Genomic DNA, 15,132 nt, shown 5'->3' with positions numbered 1-15,132 from the left:
CCGCTCCTTTGCGCATCATGAGACGCCTCGAATGTAGCCCGCGTGCGCGCCGTTACTGTGGACGGATGGCAGATCCGGTCCTGTTCGAAGTGCGCGATCGCGTCGCGCTGATCACGGTCAATGACCCCGACCGACGCAATGCCGTCACCGGCGACATCTCGGCAGGGCTGCGGGCTGCGGTGGCGCGAGCCGACGCCGACCCGGGCGTGCACGCGGTGGTCGTCACCGGTGCGGGTAGCGCGTTCTGCGCCGGCGCGGACCTGTCGGCGCTGGGATCCGCCGAGCAGGACGGCCTCAAGCAGCTCTACGACGGCTTCCTGGCAGTGGCCGACTGCACGTTGCCGACCGTCGCCGCGGTCAACGGCCCGGCGGTCGGCGCCGGGCTGAACCTCGCGCTGGCCTGCGATGTCCGCATCGCCGGCCCGAACGCGTTGTTCGACGCCAGGTTCCAGAAACTTGGCATTCACCCGGGCGGCGGCATGACGTGGATGCTGCAGCGCGCCGCCGGACCCGAGGTGGCCCGCGCCGCCCTGCTGTTCGGCATCCGCTTCGACGCCGAGAGCGCGGTGCGGCACGGCGTGGCGCTCAGCCTCGCCGACGACCCCGTCGCCGCCGCGTTGGAGCTAGCGGCCGGGCCCGCGTCGGCGCCCCGCGAGGTCGTCGTCGCCACCAAGGCGACCATGCGCCGCACCGTCAGCCCCGGCGCCGTCGACAGCGAACAGCACGCGTACGCCGTCGGCGCAGAGGTCGGCCCGCAGGCGCAGTCGATCCGATCACCGGAATTCGCCGCGAGGCTTGCCGCCGCGAAGAAGCGCTAGTTTCGCCGAGACGGAAGCCAGCGTCGTAAAAGCTCCCGAATCACTACATGGAATTCCATTTCGCGGGAGAAGTTAGAGGTCGAGCAGCGCCATTTCGGGCGACTCGATCAGCTCACGCAACTCGCCAAGGAAGGCGGCCACCTGAGCGCCGTCGGCGATGCGGTGGTCGAACGCGCACGTCAGGGTCATCGTGTGGCGGGGCACGATTTCGTAGCCCTCCTCGGTCTCGACAACGACGGCGCGGGGCTTCAGCGATCCGACCCCGAGGATCGCGGCCTCCGGGTAGTTGATCACCGGAACCCCCTCGTCGAGGCCGAGCGCACCGAAATTCGACACCGTGAACGTCGAGCCTTGCAGCTCAGTCGGTTTCAGCGTGCCTTCCCGCGCGCCGCGGATGAGCTCGGACACGCTGTCGGCCAGTTGGGGTGTGGTCTTCGTGTGCGCGTCGGCGATCACCGGGACCAGCAGACCGCGGTTGGTGGCGACCGCGAACCCGAGGTTGACCATCGTGTGAGTGTGCACTTGTGGCCCGCCGGGCGAATCCACCCACGTCGAGTTGAAAATCCTGTTGTGGTTCAACGCGATCACCAGCAGGCGCAGTGTCAGCACGAACGGCGTGATGTGCCTGCCGCGCTCTCCCACCGCCGATTTGAACCGCTCGCGAAGCGTCAGCAGATTGCCGCAGTCGACCTGCACACTGGCATGCGAATCCGGAATCCGGCTGCGCGACAACGCTATCCGCTCCGCCATCCACATCTTCACACCGCGCACCGGCAACACGTCGTAGGGACGGCCAGGACGGGTCTGCGGCGGCGGATCCGACGCGGTCTCCCCCGCAGCGGTGAGCACGTCCTCGCGGGTGATGATGCCGTCCTCCCCCGACCCGGGATAGAGCTGCGAAAGGTCGACCATCAGATCCGCGGCCAGCTTGCGGACGGGCGGTGCGGCCCGCGGCCGCAGCCGCTCCGAAAGCGGTTGGTCCACTTGAGCACCCTTCGGCGGCGTGGCGCGCCTGCTGCGGTCGAGTTCGTCGTCGGTTCCGTACCCGACCAGCACCGCGGTGTGCGACGCGCCGTTGCCGTTCTCGCCGTCGAGGTGTTCAGACAGGTCCGCCGGCGCAGAGCCGAACGAAGTGTCGATCCGGACCAGGACCGATCCGACGTCGAGCGTCTGGCCCTCGTCACCGCCGAGTTCGACAACCCGCCCCGAGTACGGGCTGGGTATCTCGACTTGCGCCTTCGCCGTTTCGACCGAACACAGCGGCTGGTTCAGCTCGATGTCGTCGCCGACGTTCACATGCCAGGTCGCGATCATCGCGTCTTCGAGGCCCTCACCGAGGTCCGGCAACAGGAACGGCTTGACGGCCTCGGTCGTCATGGTTGTCTCAGCGAACGCTCGACGCAATCCAGGAGCCGGTCGACCCCGGGCAGCCACAGCTTCTCCAGCCGGGCAGGCGGATACGGGGTGTCGAAGGCGGTCGCGCGCATCACGGGTGCCTCCAGCTCGTAGAACAGCCCTTCCTGAATGCGGGCTGCCAATTCTGCACCGTAGCCCAATGTCCGTGAGCCTTCGTGCAATACGACGGCGCGGCCGGTCTTGCGGATCGAGGCTGCGATCGTCTCGAAGTCCAGCGGTGACAGCGAGCGCAGATCGATCACCTCGATGCTCCAGCCGTGGTGCTCCTCGGCCAGCTCGGCCGCGCGCAGCGCGGTGTCGACGACGCCGCCGTACGTGACGACGGTGACGTCGCCGCCGGTGCGCCGCACCGCCGCCTGGCCGAACGCCAAGCCCGGCGTTGCGGTGTCGACGCCTTCGCGACTCCAGTAGCGCCGCTTTGGCTCGAGGTAGATCACCGGGTCCGGGCACGCAATCGCGTACCGTAGCAGCCAGTACGCATCCGACGGCGTCGACGGGACGACGACCTTCAGGCCTGCTGTGTGGGCCCAATACGTCTCGGTGGACTCCGAATGATGTTCTGCCGCACCGATTCCGCCGAACGACGGGATGCGGATCGTCACCGGCATCGCGATCTCGCCGCGGGTGCGCATGCGGTACTTCGCCAGATGGCTGACCACCTGGTCAAAGGCCGGGTACGCAAAACCGTCGAACTGGATCTCGGGCACCGGGACCAGTCCGCGGATCGCCATGCCGATCGAGATGCCGATCAGCGCGGACTCCGCCAAGGGCGTATCGAAACATCGCTGCGGACCGAACGCGTCGGCCAATCCCTCGGTGACCCGGAAGACGCCGCCTTGGGCCGCCACGTCCTCGCCGAACACCAGCACCCGCTCGTCGGCGGTCATTGCGTCATGCAACGCACGGTTGATCGCCTGCACCATCGTCATGTTGGCGCTGGCTGATGCCACGCTGCTGGGGGTCGGCCCCGGGTTGCCCATTGTCATGTCAGACGCTCGCTCTGCGGTATCGGTCACTGCGCCTCGCCGCGGACGTGAGGAGCAGGAACGGATTGTGCTAGTTCGGCGAGGAGCTGGTCTCGTTGCGCGATCAGGTCCGGCGTCATCTCCGCGTAGACATGCTCGAAAAGCTCCGTGGCATCGACATCAGGCGCACCGAAGACGGCGTCGCGCAGCTCTGTACGCAGCCGCGCGGCGCGCCCCTCGATGACGCTTTCGGTTCGCGGGCTCCAGACACCGATCGATTCGAGGTACGTGCGGTAGCGCACGATCGGATCGAGCGCAGACCATCGATCGAGCTCGTCCTGCGTCCGGTACCGCGTCGGGTCGTCGGAGGTGGTGTGCGGCCCCATCCGGTAGGTGACCGCCTCGATGAGCGTCGGCCCGTCGCCCGCGCGCGCTCGCTTGGCAGCCTCGGCCATCACCGCGAAGCACGCAAGCGGATCGTTGCCGTCGACGCGGATGCCCGGCATTCCATAGCCAATCGCCTTGTGCGCCAAGGATGGTGCCGCGCTCTGCCGGCTCACCGGCACCGAGATTGCCCACTGGTTGTTCTGGACGTAGAACACGCACGGCGCCTTGAACACCGCCGCGAAGTTGAGCGCCTCGTGCACGTCGCCGGTGCTGGTGGCACCGTCACCGATGAACGCCACAGTGATCGAGTCTTCACCGAGCCGCTGGGCGGCCATCGCGGCGCCGACCGCGTGCAGGGCTTGAGTGCCGATGGGGATGCTCATCGGCGCGCACCGCTTCTTGTCGAACTGCAACCCACCCAGCCAGGTGCCGCGCCACATCAGGCCGATGTTGCCGGGCGGGATGCCGCGCACCAGGTAGACGCCCAGCTCGCGGTATTGCGGGAACAGCCAGTCCGTTTTGCGCAAGGCCGCGGCCGCGCCCACCTGCGCGGCCTCCTGGCCGTTGCTGGACGGGAACAGCGCCAACTCGCCCTGCCGCTGCAGGTTCACGAATTCGCTGTCGAGCGCGCGGGTGACGACCATCATCTCGTAGAGCCAGGACAGGGTCTCGGTGGGCAGCTCGCGGGAGTACCGGTCTTCGTCGGTGGGCCGCCCGTCAGGTCCCACCAGGCAGACGGGCTCCAGTGCGACAGTGGTCAACGGCTCAGACAAACCGCCTCCTCAGTCTCGCGTCCGAACGTTCGGAGGGCCACCGCTCGAACTCGCCCTGTGAGTTCAGGGTACGCGCGGTCAGCCAGGTTGCCAGTTAACGCCAACGCCCGGCAAGTCGCAGCGCAGCAAAGATCGCCGAGGTTGCTAAGGTTTTCGGGAACGCGGAACTCAGAGTCCGTGCAGGCGCGCGATCACCATCAATTGGACTTCGGACGTGCCCTCGCCGATCTCCAGGATTTTGCTGTCGCGATAGTGGCGAGCGACGGTGAACTCGTTCATGAAGCCGTAGCCACCATGAATCTGCGTGGCGTCGCGTGCGTTGTCCATCGCGGCCTCGCTGGCCACCAGCTTGGCGATCGCGGCCTCGCGCTTGAACGGCTTCCCAGCGAGCATCAGAGCGGCCGCGTCATAGTAGGCGGTGCGCGCGGCGTGGGCTCGCGCATCCATCCTCGCGATCTTGAAGGCCACCGCCTGATGCCTGCCGATCGCCTTGCCGAACGCGTGCCTGTCCTTGGCGTACTTCACGCTTTCGTCCACGCACCCCTGGGCGGCACCCGTGGCAAGCGCGGCGATCGCGATACGGCCCTCGTCGAGAGTGCGCAGGAAGTTGGCGTAGCCACGGCCACGCTCGCCGAGCAGGTTCTCCTTGGGCACCCTCACGTCGCTGAATGTGAGGGGATGCGTGTCGGATGCGTTCCAGCCGACCTTGTCGTAGGCGGGGCCGACGGTGCATCCCTGTGCCGGCAGCGGCACGACGATCGACGAGATCTCCTTGTGCGGGGAGGAGACTTCCTTGTGGCGCTGGGCCCGATTGGTCACGGCCGTGACGGTGACCAGCCGGGTGATGTCGGTTCCCGAGTTGGTGATGAACTGCTTGCTGCCGTTGATCACCCACTCGTCGCCGTCGAGGATCGCCGTGGTCTTGGTGGCCCCGGCGTCCGAGCCGCCGTCGGGCTCGGTCAGGCCGAACGCGCCGAGCGCGTGGCCACTGGCCAATTCGGGCAGCCACTCCTTCTTCTGGGCTTCGGTGCCGAACCGGTAGATCGGCATCGCGCCCAGCGACACACCGGCTTCCAGTGTCACCGCGACGCTTTGGTCGACTTTCGCGAGTTCCTCCACCGCCAGGCACAGCGCGAAGTAGTCGCCGCCCATCCCGTCGTACTCCTCGGGGAAAGGAAGGCCGAACAGGCCCATGTCGGCCATCCCGGCCACCACCTCGTAGGGGAACGAGTGCTCGGCATCGTGTTTGGCCGCCACGGGGGCAACGACCGTCTTGGCGAAATCGCGTACGGTCTTCGCGAGCTGGTCGTAGTCATCCGGTAACGCGGCTGTCGACAAGAAATCCGTCACGGTGTTTCCTTCTGGTGAGCGGTGATCCGGGCCAGTAACTGCCCGACTTTGACTTGGTCGCCGACGTTGACGAGCAGTTCGGCGGTGCCGTCGACAGGCGCGGTGAGCGCGTGCTCCATTTTCATGGCCTCGACGGTGACGACGACGGCGCCCGCGGTGACCTCGGCGGCGGACTCGACCCCGAGCGCGACGACGGTGCCCGGCATCGGGCTGGTCAGATCGGCATCCCCGCTGTGTGCGTCGTCGGGCCGCACGGCTTCCTCCCGCACCTCGGTCACCACGACAGTGCCTGCGGGGCTGGCGAGCCAGATGTGGTTGTCGTCGGCGGCGACGGCGTACTCGCGACGGATACCGTCAATCGTGACCGCGACCGTCCCATCAGTCAAAGTAGCTGTCAGCGTGCGACTTTCGCCGTCTTCGATGCGCACGGAGGCGTGCCCGGGCCGCCCGGAAATGTGGACATGGTCGGTGCGCGCGCCGGCGTGCAGCCGGGAGCTGGTGGACGCCCGGTCACCGACACGCCATCCCGACGGCTGGGTCCACAGGTCGCCGGAGGCGTTGGCCCACGCCAACACCCAGCGATATGCGGCCGCCGCGATCAGCTGATCGTCGGTCGGTACCGGCTCGGAGAAGCCGCGACGGTCGAGCAATCCGGTGTCGAGTCGACCGGCCACCACGTCCGGATCGCCGAGTGTGTCGCGGAGGAAGTCGATGTTGGTCACCACACCGAGCACCGCGGTCTGGCTGAGCGCCCGGTCGAGGAGGCGTAGCGCCGCGGCGCGGTCTGTGCCGTACGCGATGATCTTTGCCAGCATCGGGTCATAATCGCTGCCGATCGTGATCCCGGCGGCCAGCCCGGAGTCGATGCGGACACCGGAAATACCTTCCGGCTCAATAAGGTCGAGCACTGTGCCGCCCGTCGGCAGGAACCCGTGTGCGGGGTCTTCGGCATACACCCGAGCCTCGATCGCGTGGCCGGTGAGCGTGATGTCGTTCATCGTGGCGGGAAGCTTCTCCCCTGCTGCGATGCGCACCTGCCACTCGACCAGATCCCAGCCGGTGACCATCTCGGTGACCGGATGCTCGACCTGCAGCCGCGTGTTCATCTCGAGAAAGAAGAACTCGTCGGGGCGGTCGGCCGAAACGATGAATTCGACTGTGCCCGCACCGGTGTAGTCGACGCTGCGGGCGGTCTCACAGGCCGCACCGCCGATCCGGTCGCGGGTCGCCGCGTCGAGCAGCGGCGACGGGGCTTCTTCGATCACCTTCTGATGCCGGCGTTGCAGGCTGCACTCCCTCTCGCCGAAATGCACAACGTTGCCGTATTGGTCGGCAAGCACCTGCACCTCGATATGCCTGGGCTGCAAGACGTATCGTTCGAGGAACAGCGTGTCGTCGCCGAAGGCAGCGGCCGATTCGCGGCGCGCCGCTGCGAGCGCGTCGGGCAGCGCCGACGCGTCGTTGACCACCCGCATTCCCTTGCCGCCGCCGCCGGCGGACGGCTTCACCAGGATCGGGTAGCCGATGCCGCCTGCCGCGTCGATCAATTCGCGGTCGGTCATCGAAGGCCGCGCGATTCCCGGTACCACCGGCACCCCGAACGGCGCGACTGCCGCCTTGGCGGAGATCTTGTCGCCCATCGTCTTAATCGCGTCGGTCGGAGGCCCGATGAAAACAATGCCCGTGGCGTCCAGCGCGCGCGCGAAATCAGCGTTCTCGGAGAGGAATCCGTACCCGGGGTGGATCGCTTGTGCGCCAGTGCGGCGCGCGGCGTCCACGATGGCTTCGATGTTCAGATAGCTGTCTCTGGCCGGTGCGGGGCCGATCCGCACCGCGACGTCCGCGTACGCCACGTGTGGTGCCCCGGCGTCGGCGTCGCTGTACACGGCGACCGACCGGATCCCCATGCGCCGCAGCGTCCGGATCACTCGGACGGCAATCTCGCCGCGGTTGGCGACCAGCACAGTATCAAAAGTCATGCGGTCACATCCGGAAAACGCCATAGGAAACCGACTCGACCGGCGCTCGGCCGGCGACTGAAAGTGCGAGGCCGAGAACAGTTCTGGTGTCGGCAGGATCGATGATGCCGTCGTCCCACAGCCGCGCGGTCGAGTAGTACGGGCTGCCCTGTTCCTCGTACTGCTGACGAATCGGCGCCTTGAACGCCTCCTGCTCTTCGGCCGGCCACGGCGTGCCCTGCGCCTGGCGGCCGTCGGCCTCCACGGTGGCGAGCACGGATGCCGCCTGCTCGCCGCCCATCACCGAGATCCGTGCGTTCGGCCACATCCACAGAAACCGTGGGGAATACGCGCGTCCGCACATCGAGTAGTTGCCCGCTCCGAAGGAGCCCCCGATCACCACCGTCAGTTTCGGGACGCGCGCACACGCGACCGCCGTGACCATCTTGGCGCCGTGCTTGGCGATCCCGCCCGCCTCGTAGTCGCGCCCGACCATGAACCCAGAGATATTCTGCAGGAACAGCAGTGGCACTGTGCGTTTGTCGCAGAGCTCGATGAAATGCGCTCCCTTGAGGGCTGATTCGCTGAACAACACACCGTTGTTGGCCACGATACCGACGGGGTGGCCGTGAATCCGCGCGAAGCCGGTGACCAGCGACGAGCCGTATTCGGCCTTGAATTCCGAGAATTCGCCTCCGTCGACGAGGCGCAGGATGACGTCGTGCACGTCGTACGGGATGCGCTGGTCGGTGGGCACCACGTCGTAGAGCTCGGTCTGGTCGGCGATCGGATCGACGGTCGGCGCCACATCCCACAGCAGGGCCGACTGCGGGCCGACCGTCGCCACGATCCGCCGCACGATCGCCAGCGCGTCGCGGTCGTCGTGCGCGAGATGGTCGGTGACGCCCGATGTCTTGGCGTGCAGTTCTCCGCCGCCGAGCTCCTCGGCCGTCACTACCTCGCCCGTCGCCGCCTTCACCAGCGGCGGACCGCCGAGGAAGATCGTGCCCTGATCGCGGACGATCACCGCCTCGTCGCTCATCGCGGGCACATATGCCCCACCGGCCGTGCACGAGCCCAGCACCGCGGCGATCTGCGGGATGCCCTCGGCGCTCATCGTGGCCTGGTTGAAGAAGATGCGGCCGAAGTGCTCGCGGTCGGGGAACACCTCGTCTTGCCGCGGCAGGAACGCACCCCCTGAATCGACGAGATAGATACAGGGCAACCGGTTTTGACGGCCGATCTCCTGAGCGCGTAGATGCTTCTTCACCGTCATCGGGTAGTACGTGCCGCCTTTGACGGTCGCGTCGTTGGTGACGATCACGCACTCGCGACCCGATACCCGGCCGATCCCGGTGATGATCCCTGCGCCGGGGCTCTCGTTGCCGTACATGTCATCTGCGGCCAGCGGGGACAGCTCGAGAAAGGGGCTGCCCGGGTCGAGCAAATCGTTGACCCGATCCCGCGGCAACAGCTTTCCCCGGCCTACGTGGCGCTCTCGTGCGCGTTTGGACCCTCCGACCGCCGCCGCAGCGAGTTTGCGGCGAAGCTCAGCTACGAGCGCGAGATGATCGTCTCGGTAGGAAGTTTTAGGTGCCACGTCCCGATCGAATTCTAGTTAATGGTCGCTAACTGACACGATGTTAGTTAGGATTAACCGAAATGTCCATCGAAGCCCACAGTGATACGCGTCGCAGCAGGCTGAAGTCCGATCGCCGATCGAAACTTCTCGCGGCCGCCGAGAGCCAGATCGCCGAGCGCGGCTATCACGCTGTGCGGCTGGAGGACATCGGCGCTGCGGCCGGTGTCAGTGGGCCCGCGATCTACCGGCATTTCCCGAACAAGGAAGCGATGCTGGTCGAACTGCTCGTTGGCATCAGCACACGGCTGTTGGCCGGTGCCCGTTCGGTCGTCGCGACCGCGCAGAACTCCCGGGACGCGCTGGACGGATTGGTCGACTTCCATCTTGACTTCGCCCTTGACGAGCCGAATCTCATCGGTATCCAGGACCGCGACCTCGCGCACCTGCCCGACAGGGCGAAACGTCAAGTGCGCAAGGCCCAGCGGCAGTATGTCGAGATCTGGGTCGACCTGATTTGTGAGCTCGACGGCACCGACGAGGCGGACGCGCGGCTCATGGCTCACGCGGCTTTCGGCCTAATGAACTCGACGCCGTATGCCTTAAAGGCATACGGCGCCAAGAATATTGAATTGTCACGGTCTCGCCAGCTGCTGCGGGAGATGACCGTTGCGGCGCTCTCAGGCGAGAGCCGCGGCGACTCTCGTTAGTACCAGTAGCGGCGGCCGGCGACGGGGCGGTTCACCGCGCCAAGGATCCACAACACCACTCCGACGACTATCAGGATCCAGCCGATCGTGACGAGCACTGATGCGATGGTGGTCGGAACGAGATATCCGACGAGCAGCAAGATAATTCCTAGGACAATCATGATAACTCCAATCTTTGCGCTGTTGTGGTTGTTCCTGACGGCTGTACTAGCTCGGCTGCGGCAACTTCGACTGGTCGATCTTGCAGTCTTCGACCTTTGGCCTCAGGCCGAAGTAGTTCAGCGGACCGGCGACGATGTTCAGAGCGATCGTGCCCGCTTTCGCACAATCTGCGGTCGGGCCCCCGAACAATCCGCGCTGATATGTAGCCAGTACCCCTATTAGCAGCCAGATCACTACGATGATCCCGATGATCCCACCTGGACTTCGCATCTTCGCGCCTCCATCCGCACGTTCGGGTGTAATGCTTTTACCCAACAGTTAAATGGCGCAAACCACAAGGGGCCGCCGGTAGTTACGGGGGCGGGTGACCTGCAGAAAACGCAGCACAGAGCCACTCGCACATCTCGCTGTTCAGCACGGCCCGATTTTCCTGCTTGACGATGTCGTGCCCGTCGTCGTCGAACACCAGGTAGCGCACCGGCCGGCCCAGGTCCTGCAGGGCCGCGACGATCTGTTCGGACTCGCTGACAGGCACATTGGTGTCGTTTCCGCCGTGCATTACCAACAGCGGCGCTGTCAATGCGTCGACACGCCGCAACGGCGACAGTTCCTCGAGCAATTCCCGATCACCTACCGGATGACCGTATTTCGGGTACGCGGCCGCAGCGATCCACGGCTCGGTGTTGCGATAGAAGGTGGTCAGGTCACTCATACCGCAGATGCAGATTCCCGCCGCCCACGCCGTGGGGTGAAACGTCAGCGCCGCCAGCGTCAGATAGCCGCCGTAGGACCATCCGCCGCATGCGACCCGGCTCGCGTCCACCAATCCCGAGTCGACGAGGAACCGGGCACATTCGGCGACGTCGTCGATCGCGGCGAAGCGATTCTCTTTGTCGTCGGCGTGCATGAAGGTGCGGCCAAGACCGCCAGATCCCCGCACATTCGGTGTCAGCACTGCGATTCCGGCGTTGAGGAGATCGGGAAAGAACTCGTGATAGCCGGGCCGTGACTGTCCCTCAGGTCCCCCGTGCAGGTACACCAACGCCCCGATCACCCCGGCTGAAGGGGGTGGTCGGTGCAGCCATGCGGCAAACGCCTGCCCGTCCCGACCGGTGATGGTGTGCAGCGTGGGGCCCGGCGCGCCTGCTGCGACCACAGGGCCGCTGCTCGGTTCCTTATCGACGCGCTGCCATTCCCCTGTGCGCGGATCCACCAGTTCGACTGTCCTCGGCAGCGAGGGACCCTCGACGGTGACCGCGAGCATCGAGCCGCCCGCGCTGATCGAGAGCTCACTGGCGACCAAGCCGGGCAACGGAATTGGGTCGGCGAGCGTGTTGTCCGTGTACTCCAAAATCTGCAGCTCGCTGCCGCCGTCGATGTTCCACAGCAGTGCGATGGTACTGAGGTCATCGCTGACGACGAACTCGTCGAGGTCACAGTCTTGACGTTCGGCCACCACGTAGTACGAGACGCCGTCGGCCGTCGCGGTGACCTCGAGCAGCCGTGTGTGCTCACAGCCGTTGGTGCTGCGAATCAGCGCGCGCACATAGCCTTCCGAACTGTTCACGTCGTAATCAATCGCCGGCTGGTAGAGCCTGGTCTCCTCGCCCGTCGGCCCGTACCGGATTCGCCGTGGAAAGTGGTCGTCGAGGATGACGCCCGTGTTGGTGACCGATCCCGGATCCGATGGCAGCAGCGCGATCTCGGTCAGCCCACGCAGAAGAAGCAACTCCTGATAGCCGCGCGGGCCGACCCTGACCAGCGAGCCCCCGCACCAGGCGTCAACCAGCCGGCCACCGGAACGGCGGTCCAGCACAAGGCGATTGCCGTTCTCAGGATCGATCAGGCAGGATTCGCCGACCCCGTCCTCGCCCATCAGCATCGCGGCCACCCGGGTGCCGTCCCACCCGACGAGCTCGGCCATCCCGTCGTCGTGGAAGTCGATGCGGCGGGCCATGCGGTCGTCCGGGTCGGTGGTCACCACCCAGATCTGCGACCTGGTGCTGCCCTCCGGCGCAACTTCGCACGCCAGCCAGTGACCGTCGGCGGAGTGGATGACGCGGAGCACTGGCCCGTCCACGGGGAGGACAACGTCACGAGACGAGCTCGCCCGCCACCCACGCAGAAACCGTTGCACCGCACGCGGATAACCGCCGTCGTCGACGATGTGTGCGAACGCGGTCGCATCTGGGGACATCGAGGCCCCGTAATTCGCGCGGACCCGCTGCAAGAGTATTAGCCCTCCATGCTCTGCAGCCACATCTCCAGCACCGCGAGCTGCCACAGCGAGTTGGCACCGAGCGTGGTGCGGCCCTCGTTCGGCTTATTCAACAAGGCTTTCAGCGTCTCGCGCCGGTACAGGCCACGGTTGCGGGCCGACCGGTTCGTCAGGGCATCGCGGACAAGGTCGAACACCTCACCCTCGATATGACGAATCCCGGGCACGGGGAAATAGCCCTTCGTGCGGTCGATCACCTCAGCGGGCAGCAGTGCTCTCGACGCGTCCTTCAGCACACCCTTGCCACCCGAGGCCAACTTGAGGTCCGGCGGGCAGGTGGCGGCGAGCTCGACGAAGTCGTGGTCGAGGAATGGGACCCTCGCCTCCAGCCCCCACGCCATTGTCATGGTGTCGACGCGCTTCACCGGGTCGTCAACCAGCATCACCTCGGTGTCCAGGCGCAACGCCGCATCGACCGCCGTGTCGGCGCCCGGCGCGCTCTGGTGCGCGGCGACGAACTCGCGGCTGGCGTCGACATCGAGGCAGTACTCGGGAGCGAAGATCGCGTTCACGCTGCGGTGGTCGCGGTCGAAGAACACCTTGGCGTATGCGTCGGTGACCTGGCCGCGGTCGATGTTGGCCAGCGGCGGGTACCAGTCGTAGCCGGCCAGGATCTCGTCGGCACCCTGGCCTGACTGCACCACCTTGATCGACTTGCTGACCTCCTCTGAGAGCAGATAGAACGCGACACAGTCGTGGCTGACCATCGGCTCGCTCATCGCGGCAATGGTTTTCGGCAGTGCGGGCACCAGTCGCGAGTTGTCGATGTGGATCTTGTGGTGGTCGGTGTCGAACGCCTTGGCCACCATGTCCGAGTAGTAGTACTCGTCGCCCGATTGCCCGCCCGCCGAGTCGAATCCGATGCTGAAGGTGGCCAGCCCGTGCTGGCCCTGTTCGGCGAGCAGCGCCACGACCACTGACGAGTCGATGCCTCCGGAGAGCAGTACACCGACGGGAACGTCGGCCACCATCCGGCGCGACACCGCAACACGCAGGGCATCGATCAACGCGTCTTGCCAGTCCTGATTCGACCAGCCGCTGCGCCCAGGATCCCGGCGGAATTCCGGTGACCAGTACACCGTGTCGGCAAACCTGCCGTCGGGCTGAATCACCCGCACAGTCGCGGGCGGCAGCTTGCGGACGCCCTGGTAAATGGTGCGCGGAGCCGGCACCACGGCGTGAAAACTCATGTAGTGGTGCAGCGCATAGCGATCCAGCTCGGTGTCCACGTCACCGCCGTCCAGCAGCGCGCGCACCGACGACGCGAAGCGAAGCCGCCCCGGCGACTCCGCAAGATACAGCGGCTTGATGCCCAGCCGGTCGCGTCCCAGCGTCACCACTCCGGAATCGCGGTCTGCGATGGCGAACGCGAACATTCCCTTGAAGCGCTCGACGCATTGCGGGCCCCACTTGTGGAATGCCTTGAGCAGCACCTCGCTGTCGGCGGTGGAGAAGAAGCGGTAGCCCGCGGCCTGTAGTTCCTCGCGCAGCTGCTTGTAGTTGTAGATGCAGCCGTTGAACACCAGCGTCAGCCCGAGCTCGCTGTCGACCATCGGCTGCGCGCCGTGGCTGGACAGGTCGATGATCGACAGCCGACGATGCCCGAACGCCACCGGTCCGTGTGCGACGACACCGTCGGCGTCGGGGCCGCGCGCCGTCATCGCCGCCGTCATCCGTGTCACCGCCGCGACGTCAGCCGACCGTCCGTCGAACCGGACCTCTCCGCAGATACCGCACATCCCTCTACCCTCTCGCAACACCCTGGGTCGCCGCCATTCCTGTGCCCACGACGACGCGAGACAAACCGCTCAGATGAGCGCAGACCCACGGTCCCGTTCCGCAGGTACCCTCGCTGCTATGGGTGTGGATATCACCGAGAGGTGGACATGACCGACCCGCGTGGCTCGGGCCCGGTGCCGTCGGATCCCACCGAGGCCTACACGGGCTCGCATGCGTATTCGGACCCGGCATACGGCGGCACCGGGTACGGGTCCCTGTATTCCGCACCGACCGGCCTCAGCCCGACCGAGCAACTGCCCCCATATTGGACGCAAACCAACCCGGCGCCACCGCCCACAGGCACGACGCCCGACACCACACCGCCAGATCCGCCGCGCGGCAGTCGGCCGTGGCTGTGGGGCCTCGCGGGCTTCGCCGTCGCCGGCGTCATCGGGCTGGTCGCCTACCTCGTATTCGTCGTCGCCAGCCCGTCGAAGGAGAAATCAGTCGCTGCGCCGTCGTCGCTGACGCCGACCTCCCGGCCGTCGGCGCGGCAGCCGTCGCTGCCGTCGCTTCCGCCCGGAATGCCATCGTTGCCGCCACTGCCGACGGGGATTCCGTCGCTTCCGCCCATCCCCATACCGGGGCCCCCGGGCGGGAACACGTCGGGCGAGACCGAATCGGTGTCCTACGACGTGACCGGCGACGGCATGGCGCTCACCATCAGCTACAACGACACCGGCGGCATGCTGCAGAGCGAATTCGGCGTGGAGTTGCCGTGGCACAAGGAAGTCGAGCTGCCCAAGCCGGCGAAGGAGTCGGCGAGCATCATCGTGACCAATTCAGGCAAGAACATCACGTGCTCGATATCGGTGGACGGCAAGAAGGTCGTCGAGCGAAAAAGCGCAATGCTCACGGTGTGCCCTCCGGCGACTCGTTAGCGGCGTTCGGCGTCCTCACGAGCAGCATCGCCACAAACCCGGCGCCGAGCACCACCAGCAAACCGCCGATGCCGGC

At 66.3% G+C, this 15,132-nt stretch carries 13 protein-coding genes; 3 read left to right on the top strand and 10 right to left on the bottom strand.

Features of this window, described 5'->3' with window-relative positions; translation table 11 throughout:
* Nucleotides 1-65: 65 nt before the first annotated feature.
* The gene (locus QOH60_RS10640) at nt 66-818 is read left to right on the top strand and encodes an enoyl-CoA hydratase (protein ID WP_526419948.1); all 753 of its coding nucleotides are present in this window, start codon (nt 66-68) and stop codon (nt 816-818) included.
* Nucleotides 819-890: 72 nt separating this feature from the next.
* Here QOH60_RS10640 and QOH60_RS10635 read toward each other — a convergent pair whose 3' ends face one another.
* The 6 genes from QOH60_RS10635 to QOH60_RS10610 form a co-directional block, all read right to left on the bottom strand.
* Nucleotides 891-2,195: a 2-oxo acid dehydrogenase subunit E2 gene (locus QOH60_RS10635; protein ID WP_526419946.1), complete on the bottom strand. Its 1,305-nt coding sequence runs from the start codon at nt 2,193-2,195 to the stop codon at nt 891-893.
* Nucleotides 2,192-3,220 carry an alpha-ketoacid dehydrogenase subunit beta gene (locus QOH60_RS10630; RefSeq protein ID WP_526420049.1) on the bottom strand — a complete coding sequence of 343 codons (1,029 nt, stop codon included), beginning with the start codon at nt 3,218-3,220 and terminating at the stop codon, nt 2,192-2,194. Before QOH60_RS10630 ends, QOH60_RS10635 begins: the two co-directional genes overlap by 4 nt.
* Nucleotides 3,221-3,246: 26 nt before the next feature.
* Nucleotides 3,247-4,359 carry a pyruvate dehydrogenase (acetyl-transferring) E1 component subunit alpha gene (gene pdhA, locus QOH60_RS10625; RefSeq protein WP_526419944.1) on the bottom strand — a complete coding sequence of 371 codons (1,113 nt, stop codon included), beginning with the start codon at nt 4,357-4,359 and terminating at the stop codon, nt 3,247-3,249.
* A 168-nt stretch (nt 4,360-4,527) separates the two neighbouring features.
* A complete protein-coding gene (locus QOH60_RS10620) occupies nt 4,528-5,709 on the bottom strand; it encodes an acyl-CoA dehydrogenase family protein (protein WP_526419942.1) in 1,182 nt (393 codons plus the stop codon).
* Nucleotides 5,706-7,688: an acetyl/propionyl/methylcrotonyl-CoA carboxylase subunit alpha gene (locus QOH60_RS10615; protein ID WP_526419940.1), complete on the bottom strand. Its 1,983-nt coding sequence runs from the start codon at nt 7,686-7,688 to the stop codon at nt 5,706-5,708. The genes QOH60_RS10620 and QOH60_RS10615 overlap by 4 nt, the downstream gene beginning before the upstream one ends.
* A 4-nt stretch (nt 7,689-7,692) precedes the next feature.
* Nucleotides 7,693-9,267: a carboxyl transferase domain-containing protein gene (locus QOH60_RS10610; protein ID WP_526419938.1), complete on the bottom strand. Its 1,575-nt coding sequence runs from the start codon at nt 9,265-9,267 to the stop codon at nt 7,693-7,695.
* 62 nt (nt 9,268-9,329) lie between these two features.
* Here QOH60_RS10610 and QOH60_RS10605 point away from each other — a divergent pair, with 62 nt between their 5' ends.
* Complete coding sequence (locus QOH60_RS10605) at nt 9,330-9,956, top strand: SACE_7040 family transcriptional regulator (protein ID WP_526419936.1); 627 nt, start codon at nt 9,330-9,332, stop codon at nt 9,954-9,956.
* Here the strand turns inward: QOH60_RS10605 and QOH60_RS10600 are convergent.
* The 4 genes from QOH60_RS10600 to QOH60_RS10585 all read right to left on the bottom strand — a co-directional run bounded on the left by QOH60_RS10600 (nt 9,953) and on the right by QOH60_RS10585 (nt 14,135).
* Nucleotides 9,953-10,117 carry a DUF6131 family protein gene (locus QOH60_RS10600; protein WP_526419934.1) on the bottom strand — a complete coding sequence of 55 codons (165 nt, stop codon included), beginning with the start codon at nt 10,115-10,117 and terminating at the stop codon, nt 9,953-9,955. The genes QOH60_RS10605 and QOH60_RS10600 overlap by 4 nt on opposite strands.
* A gap of 46 nt (nt 10,118-10,163) precedes the next feature.
* Nucleotides 10,164-10,388 (bottom strand): hypothetical protein, encoded by a 225-nt coding sequence (locus tag QOH60_RS10595; protein WP_526419932.1) that lies wholly within the window; start codon nt 10,386-10,388, stop codon nt 10,164-10,166.
* Nucleotides 10,389-10,470: 82 nt separating this feature from the next.
* A complete protein-coding gene (locus QOH60_RS10590) occupies nt 10,471-12,315 on the bottom strand; it encodes an alpha/beta hydrolase family protein (RefSeq protein WP_526419930.1) in 1,845 nt (614 codons plus the stop codon).
* Nucleotides 12,316-12,353: 38 nt separating this feature from the next.
* Nucleotides 12,354-14,135 carry an N-acetylglutaminylglutamine amidotransferase gene (locus QOH60_RS10585; protein ID WP_526419928.1) on the bottom strand — a complete coding sequence of 594 codons (1,782 nt, stop codon included), beginning with the start codon at nt 14,133-14,135 and terminating at the stop codon, nt 12,354-12,356.
* A gap of 147 nt (nt 14,136-14,282) precedes the next feature.
* On the opposite strand from QOH60_RS10585, the gene QOH60_RS10580 reads away from it, so the two are divergent.
* On the top strand, nt 14,283-15,056 hold the full coding sequence (locus QOH60_RS10580; protein WP_526419926.1) for an MmpS family transport accessory protein: 774 nt from the start codon (nt 14,283-14,285) through the stop codon (nt 15,054-15,056).
* Nucleotides 15,057-15,132: the final 76 nt, after the last annotated feature.

It is taken from the genome of Mycobacterium sp. (genome assembly GCF_032159765.1).
Lineage (GTDB): Bacteria > Actinomycetota > Actinomycetes > Mycobacteriales > Mycobacteriaceae > Mycobacterium.
This window is presented reverse-complemented; position numbering and strand designations above follow the sequence as displayed.